This window comes from Novosphingobium sp., assembly GCF_032093395.1.
Classification (GTDB): domain Bacteria; phylum Pseudomonadota; class Alphaproteobacteria; order Sphingomonadales; family Sphingomonadaceae; genus Novosphingobium.
Map to the genome: position 1 here is coordinate 43025 of NZ_DAMDBA010000035.1, position 6196 is coordinate 49220.

The window sequence follows — 6196 nt, forward strand, 5'->3', positions numbered from 1 at the left end:
CATGGATTTCCATGCCCCGTTTAGAGCAGAGCTTCAGGCCCCGACCATTCCGCGAATGGCGCTTTCGAACAGCGCACGGCCGTCGGTGCCGCCATGGGTATTCTCGATCGCGCGTTCGGGGTGCGGCATCATGCCCAGCACGTTGCCCGCCGCGTTCAGCACGCCCGCGATCTGGCGGGCCGAGCCGTTGACGTCCTCGGCATAGCGGAAGGCTACGCGGCCTTCCCCTTCGAGACGATCCAGCGTTTCCTCGTCGGCATGATAGTTGCCGTCGTGATGCGCCACCGGCACGCGGATGTGCTGGCCGGTCTCGTATCCCGAGGTGAACAGCGACTGCGCGTTCTCAACCTTGAGCGAAACGTCGCGGCACACGAAGCGGATGCCCGAGTTGCGCAGCAGCGCGCCGGGCAGCAACCCGCTTTCGGTCAGGACCTGGAAGCCGTTGCACACGCCGAACACCGGCACACCGCGCCCGGCCGCCGCGATCACGGCCTGCATGACCGGCGAACGCGAGGCGATCGCGCCGCAGCGCAAGTAGTCCCCATAAGAGAAGCCGCCGGGCAGCCCGATGAAATCGAGATTGTCCGGAAGCTCGGCATCACCGTGCCAGACGCGGATGCACTCGTTGCCCGAAATCTTTTCCAGCGCCACCGCCAGGTCGCGGTCGCAGTTGGAGCCCGGGAACGTGACGACGGCGGAGCGAAAAGCCATCAGGCGACCTTCTCGATACGGTAGTTCTCGATCACCATGTTGGCGAGGAGCTTGCGGCACATGTCGTCCAGCGCTTCGTCGCTGACCGAATCCGCAACGTCCAGTTCGAAGAGACGGCCGGCACGCACGTCGTTGACGCCGGAGAAGCCCAGGCCTTCGAGCGAGTGGTGGATCGCCCGCCCCTGCGGGTCGAGGACACCAGGCTTGAGGCTGACGTGGACGCGGACTTTCATCGCAGGGCCTTTCGCTTAACGGCGCAGATTCGTTTCAGAGCGCCTATGGCCCCGGACAGGCCCGGGGGCAAGGTTTGAGAGTCCGCAAATACGGCCTGCCTCAAACTGGCGATTGAAGCGCCCGGCGCAACCTGCCATTTCCTCGAAAATGCAGGATGTGATCTCGTTCGCCGGCCAGGTTGCCATCGTCACCGGCGCCGGGCATGGCCTTGGCCGTGCCTACGCGCTCGAACTGGCTCGGCGCGGGGCGAAAGTCCTGGTCAACGACCTCGGCACCGATCGCGCCGGATCGGGACATTCGGACGCTGCGCTTTCCGTCGTCGAGGAAATCCGCAAGGCGGGCGGCGAGGCGCTGTCCGACAATGGCGACGTCTCCGACTTCGCGCAGATGGAAGCCATGGCTGCCCGCGCGCGCGAGGCATGGGGCGGCATCCACGTCCTCATCAACAATGCCGGAATCCTGCGCGATCGCACTTTCGCGAAGATGGACATGGCCGATTTCGAGCAAGTCGTGCGCGTCAACCTGCTCGGCAGCGCCTACGCGACGAAGGCCGTGTGGGAAACGATGCGCGAACAGAACTACGGTCGGGTGCTGATGACCACCAGTTCCAGCGGCCTCGGCGGCAACTTCGGGCAAGCCAATTACGGCGCGGCCAAGCTGGGCGTTCTCGGTCTGGCCCGCACCTTGCGCATGGAAGGGGCCAAATACGGCATTCGCGTCAACTCCCTGGCGCCCACCGCCGGCACCCGCATGACGGCCGACATATTCCCGGACGAAGCCTATAACGTGTTCAGCCCCGAAGCCGTCGTCCCGGCTGCCTTGTTCCTGGTATCGAAGGACTCGCCCAACGATGCCATCGTCGGTGCGGGCGGCGGCGTCTGCCAGAGCGCCTTCATCACGATGAACGACGGCGTACTTCTGGAGGAAGACGACCTGACCGTGGAAGGCTTTGCGAGAGCCTGGAGCAAGATCTCCAGCCGGGAAAGCGATCGTATCCTGGCAACCGGCATGGAACAGGCGCATCGCGCCTTGTCGATGCTGCTGAAAAACCAAGGCTAGGAACAGCCACTTCGCTCCGATGTGAAGGCGCCCCGGGCTCTCAGTTCTCGACGATCTTGAGCAGCTTGCGTTCGAGCGGGCTCAACACCCCGGCGAGTTCGTGGCCGCGCTTGAGCACCTGGCCGACTTCTCCGAACAGGGTCCACATGCCCTGTTTGCCGCGCAGGGAAGGTCGCTTCTCGATCCGGGCCTGAGGGCGTTCGGCGGCTCGGCGGAATGCCGAGAAATTGGCCGCTTCCTTGCCGAAATCCATGGCATAGTCGCGCCACATCCCGGCAGCCACCATGCGTCCATAGAGATCGAGGATACGCTGGAGTTCAAGCTTGTCGAAGCCGACCTGAAGCGGCGTACGCCCTGGGAAAGCGACGACACTGCCGGCAAGTGGGCCTGCAAGGGGATGGGATCCTGCGGACATCCGCCTGTCAGATGCCCTTCACGACCGGCTCGATCTGCTTTTCTTCCTCAAGCTTGCGCATCAGCGAATCGACCTGACCGCGCAGAGCCGCGACCTGCTCTTCCAGTTCATCCACCCGCTGGCTGCCGACCGGCTCGCAAGGCTCCTTGCAAGGCGTGCCATAAGGCATGAATTCCTTGGCGTAAGTCTCAGCCTTGACCAGCGTCGATCGCGCCTTGACGCCGATCATCGTCGCCCCCTCCGGCACGTCTTCGGTCACGACGGCGCTCGCACCGACGCGGGCACGCTTGCCAACCGTCACCGGACCGATGATCTGCGCTCCCGACCCCACGATCACATTGTCCAGCAGCGTCGGATGCCGTTTGCCGCCTTTCCCATTGGTGGGATTGGAACCGCCGAGCGTAACGCACTGATAGATCGTGACATTGTCGCCGATATGCGCCGTTTCCCCGATGACGGTGAAGCCGTGATCGATGAAGAAATTGCGGCCGATCGTGGCTCCGGGATGAATGTCGATCGCGGTGAGGAACCGCGACACATGATTCACGACGCGGGCCAGAAAGAAGAAGTCCGCACGGAACAGCCGGTGCGCGATCTTGTGGAAGAACAGCGCCCAGACGCCGGGATAGAGCAGAACTTCCCAACGCGAGCGCGGCGCGGGATCGCGCGCAACCACAGAATCCAGATAGCGAACCAGATTACCCAGCATCGCGCGAATCTCCCATCAAATGGCCCGACTGGCAAGCCAAGAGGTCATGAAGCCTTCGGAAGGCCGCGACCGGCTTCCTCAAGCGCATCGCGCCAGATCGCCAGCGTTGGAGGTTGCTTGCGCTCCAGACTGAGTCGATCGATGGCGGCGACCAGATTTTCGACGCCCACATGGCTACGTTCACAACGCTGTACAAGGTAGTCGGTTGCCGAAACGTCCAGCGGCAGGCCACGCATCTGGGCATGAACGTCGATGAGTTCGCCCAGCATCTCCTCATCGGGCTCGCCGATCTCAAGTTCAAGGGCAGCGCCAAGCCGGGAGCGGAGGTCCGGCAACATCACTTGCCAGCGTCCCTCACCCTCGCCCCGTCGACGGCTTGCCACGATCAGCAGGGGACGGCCGCTTTCCTGCGCGCGGTTCCAGCTATGGAACACGACATCCTCGTCCATGCGGTCGGCATCGTCCAGGGCATCGCCGCGCCCCGACTCGACGAACCAACGGGCCAGCAGCGACTTTCCCGAACGGGGCGGCCCGGAAAGAATGGCGCTGTGGAAAGGCCATGCATCGGGCTCCAGCAGCGCATCGATCGCCGCCGCGTTGGCATTGCCGACGACAATGCGCGGCGGGCTGTCGCTCGCGGCGGACAGCGGAAGGGCGATCTGCTTCATCACCGGGAAAGCCTAGCGCGTGATCCTCAGCGCGCCACCCGCTGTCGTCACTTTCCAGCCCTGCCCCCGCAGTGCCGAGGCGAGCCTTTCGCTGCCCCCCTCGACGCTTACGCGCATCACCGATGTCCCGCCGACGGCAAGGCTCATGGTAGCCGCGCCGCGCACGCCGGGAACGCCGCGTACCGCAGCCAGAGCGGCATCCACGGCCGCTGCATCGGGAGACGCGAACTGAACGGAAACCGTTTCCACCGGCGCCAGCGCAACCGGAGGAGGCGCGGAGCTGGGCGTCACCGTTTCAGGCGGCAGGTCCACGATCGGCGCGCCGCCCTTCGGCATCAATTTGGTGCGAAGTTCCGCAAATGCGCGGTCCAGAACCTGGCCGCTCGTCGTCAATGTAGGATCCGGACGCAATTCCCCGGTGGAAAGGGCGTCGCGATAGAGCCCGTCCATGCGCTGCACGGCTTTTTCCAGCATCGCGGGCAGTTCCTGCTCACTGCCGGCGTCCATCTCGAACGTACCGAGGAACGTGTTGTCCGGCCCGTAGCGCGCGGTGAAAGTGCCGTGGACCGGCCCGCCGGGCCATTGCCGTTCGAGGCGGGCATAGGGAATCAGAACCGAGGCGGCATCGAACTGGTTCAGCACGTTGCGCCACCAGAGCCGGCTGCGCCGCGAGGCCTGCCCGGCCGTGAGGATCAGCGATTCGCCACCCGCGCCTACCGGCCGCACGTAGTCGATCGGGCTCTGCGACGCCTGGAACTCCGCCCAGGCGCGCTGCCAGGGCCCACGCACTTCGAAAACCTGCTGGACGCCGCCCGAATAGAGCACTGGCAGGACCAGCATCGGCGCCGAACGGATCGTCGCGCCGCCAGCGCCCACGTATTGCCCGGCGCGCGCCTTGTTGAAGATCACGCCCAGCGTCGCGATATAGCGGCGGGGCCCGACCTGTTCCTGGCCGATCACCACCGACGAAACCATGGCATCGATCGATTCGACCGGCATGTCCGGTCCGCCAAGCTTCTTCCAGGCTTCCTTTTCGGCCTGCTTCCAGCCTTCCAGCCGCGCCTCGGCACCGGTCTTGGCGATCACGTCGACCTTGATACCGTTGACCTGGATGTCTTCCGAATTGGCGAGCGGGGCGATGCCACGATCGCCCTCCACTTGCGCCACGAGCCGGTAGCCACCCGCCGCGCCGAGCGCAAGAATCGCGGCCGCTCCAGCCAGAAGCACGACGCGCCGCGCCGAGCCCAAGCTCATGTCGGCCACGCGCCGGAATTTATGGGAGAACGTCATCGCCATCGTCAATCGACCGGCCTTTTGCCCAAACCGATCTGGAAATCCAAGCTGTAATCCGACAGCCGATGGAATTGCCCGCTCGCCCGCATCGCAAAACCGCAGAAATGCCTTGCAGGAGCCGCGTGATGAGCGAATTCGCGCGTCATTTATTCACCGCCGGCAATGCTCGGGCGTGACAGCCGGGCGTTTGCGCATTATGCGCGCGCAATGTCCGACGATAACACCCCGAAGAGCTATTCCTACGAGCAGGCCGGCGTCTCCATCGCCGCCGGCAACGCGCTGGTGAAGGCCATCGCACCGCTCGCGAAATCCACCGCGCGCCCCGGCGCCGATGCAGAACTGGGAGGCTTCGGCGGTTTCTTCGACCCGCGCGCGGCTGGCTACAAGGATCCGCTACTGGTGGCCGCCAACGACGGCGTGGGCACGAAGGTGAAGCTGGCGATCGATCATGACCGCCATGACCATATCGGCATCGACCTCGTGGCTATGTGCGTGAACGACCTTATCGTCCAGGGCGCGGAGCCCCTCTTCTTCCTCGACTATTTCGCCACCGGAAAGCTGGAGAACGGCGTTGCCGAGCGCGTCGTCGCCGGCATTGCCGACGGTTGCCGCATTTCCGGCTGCGCTCTCATCGGCGGCGAGACGGCAGAGATGCCGGGCATGTATGCTGCCGGCGATTACGACCTCGCAGGCTTCTGCGTCGGCGCGGTAGAGCGCGGCGAGCAACTGACCGGTGACAAGGTTGCCGATGGCGACGTTCTGCTGGGCCTCGCCTCCTCGGGCGTGCACTCGAACGGTTACTCGCTGGTCCGCCGCCTGGCCGAGGACAAGGGCTGGAAGCTGGATCGGCCGGCCCTGTTCGATTCGGACACGCTGCTGATCGACGCGCTGATCGCGCCCACGCGCATCTATGTGAAGAGCCTGCTGCCGTTCATCCGCTCCGGTCGCATCAACGCCCTCGCCCACATCACCGGCGGCGGTCTGCTGGAGAACATCCCGCGCGTCCTGCCCAACGGCCTGCACGCCCGCATCGACGCCGGTGCCTGGGAGCAGCCGCGCCTGATGGCTTTCCTCCAGGCGCAGGGCAACATCGAGCCGGCCGAGATG

At 64.9% G+C, this 6196-nt stretch carries 9 protein-coding genes; 2 read left to right on the plus strand and 7 right to left on the minus strand.

Annotated elements, in window-relative coordinates; genetic code table 11:
* Nucleotides 1-33: 33 nt before the first annotated feature.
* Both purQ and purS read right to left on the minus strand, forming a co-directional pair.
* Nucleotides 34-711 carry a phosphoribosylformylglycinamidine synthase subunit PurQ gene (purQ, locus tag RT424_RS13225; RefSeq protein ID WP_313438857.1) on the minus strand — a complete coding sequence of 226 codons (678 nt, stop codon included), beginning with the start codon at nucleotides 709-711 and terminating at the stop codon, nucleotides 34-36.
* Nucleotides 711-944 carry a phosphoribosylformylglycinamidine synthase subunit PurS gene (purS, locus tag RT424_RS13230; RefSeq protein ID WP_021235007.1) on the minus strand — a complete coding sequence of 78 codons (234 nt, stop codon included), beginning with the start codon at nucleotides 942-944 and terminating at the stop codon, nucleotides 711-713. The genes purQ and purS overlap by 1 nt, the downstream gene beginning before the upstream one ends.
* A gap of 148 nt (nucleotides 945-1092) precedes the next feature.
* Here purS and RT424_RS13235 point away from each other — a divergent pair, with 148 nt between their 5' ends.
* A complete protein-coding gene (locus RT424_RS13235) occupies nucleotides 1093-2004 on the plus strand; it encodes an SDR family NAD(P)-dependent oxidoreductase (RefSeq protein ID WP_313438865.1) in 912 nt (303 codons plus the stop codon).
* Nucleotides 2005-2044: 40 nt separating this feature from the next.
* Here the strand turns inward: RT424_RS13235 and RT424_RS13240 are convergent, their stop codons facing one another.
* From RT424_RS13240 to RT424_RS13260, 5 genes are read right to left on the minus strand one after another with little or no spacing between them, the layout of a single operon-like run.
* Nucleotides 2045-2419 carry a DUF2794 domain-containing protein gene (locus RT424_RS13240; RefSeq protein WP_313438868.1) on the minus strand — a complete coding sequence of 125 codons (375 nt, stop codon included), beginning with the start codon at nucleotides 2417-2419 and terminating at the stop codon, nucleotides 2045-2047.
* A 7-nt stretch (nucleotides 2420-2426) separates the two neighbouring features.
* Nucleotides 2427-3128 carry a serine O-acetyltransferase EpsC gene (epsC, locus tag RT424_RS13245; RefSeq protein WP_313438871.1) on the minus strand — a complete coding sequence of 234 codons (702 nt, stop codon included), beginning with the start codon at nucleotides 3126-3128 and terminating at the stop codon, nucleotides 2427-2429.
* Nucleotides 3129-3172: 44 nt separating this feature from the next.
* Nucleotides 3173-3796, minus strand: coding sequence for an ATPase (locus RT424_RS13250; RefSeq protein ID WP_313438874.1), 624 nt, complete (start codon nucleotides 3794-3796; stop codon nucleotides 3173-3175).
* Between the two features lie 12 nt (nucleotides 3797-3808).
* Nucleotides 3809-5092, minus strand: a complete 1284-nt coding sequence (locus tag RT424_RS13255; protein ID WP_409521492.1) for a heavy-metal-associated domain-containing protein — start codon at nucleotides 5090-5092, stop codon at nucleotides 3809-3811.
* Between the two features lie 2 nt (nucleotides 5093-5094).
* Complete coding sequence (locus RT424_RS13260; RefSeq protein ID WP_313438880.1) at nucleotides 5095-5235, minus strand: hypothetical protein; 141 nt, start codon at nucleotides 5233-5235, stop codon at nucleotides 5095-5097.
* Nucleotides 5236-5296: 61 nt separating this feature from the next.
* On the opposite strand from RT424_RS13260, the gene purM reads away from it, so the two are divergent.
* Nucleotides 5297-6196: phosphoribosylformylglycinamidine cyclo-ligase (gene purM / locus RT424_RS13265; RefSeq protein WP_313438883.1), on the plus strand; the 900-nt coding region annotated here is incomplete at its 3' end.

What these genes read in the sequence shown, in the direction of transcription:
- purQ (WP_313438857.1), bottom strand. Translation starts at nt 711, where the DNA reads ATGGCTTTTCGCTCCGCCGTCGTCACGTTCCCGGGCTCCAACTGCGAC.
- RT424_RS13260 (WP_313438880.1), bottom strand. Translation starts at nt 5,235, where the DNA reads ATGACGCGCGAATTCGCTCATCACGCGGCTCCTGCAAGGCATTTCTGC.
- epsC (WP_313438871.1), bottom strand. Translation starts at nt 3,128, where the DNA reads ATGCTGGGTAATCTGGTTCGCTATCTGGATTCTGTGGTTGCGCGCGAT.
- purS (WP_021235007.1), bottom strand. Translation starts at nt 944, where the DNA reads ATGAAAGTCCGCGTCCACGTCAGCCTCAAGCCTGGTGTCCTCGACCCG.
- RT424_RS13250 (WP_313438874.1), bottom strand. Translation starts at nt 3,796, where the DNA reads ATGAAGCAGATCGCCCTTCCGCTGTCCGCCGCGAGCGACAGCCCGCCG.
- RT424_RS13255 (WP_409521492.1), bottom strand. Translation starts at nt 5,092, where the DNA reads ATGGCGATGACGTTCTCCCATAAATTCCGGCGCGTGGCCGACATGAGC.
- RT424_RS13235 (WP_313438865.1), top strand. Translation starts at nt 1,093, where the DNA reads ATGCAGGATGTGATCTCGTTCGCCGGCCAGGTTGCCATCGTCACCGGC.
- RT424_RS13240 (WP_313438868.1), bottom strand. Translation starts at nt 2,419, where the DNA reads ATGTCCGCAGGATCCCATCCCCTTGCAGGCCCACTTGCCGGCAGTGTC.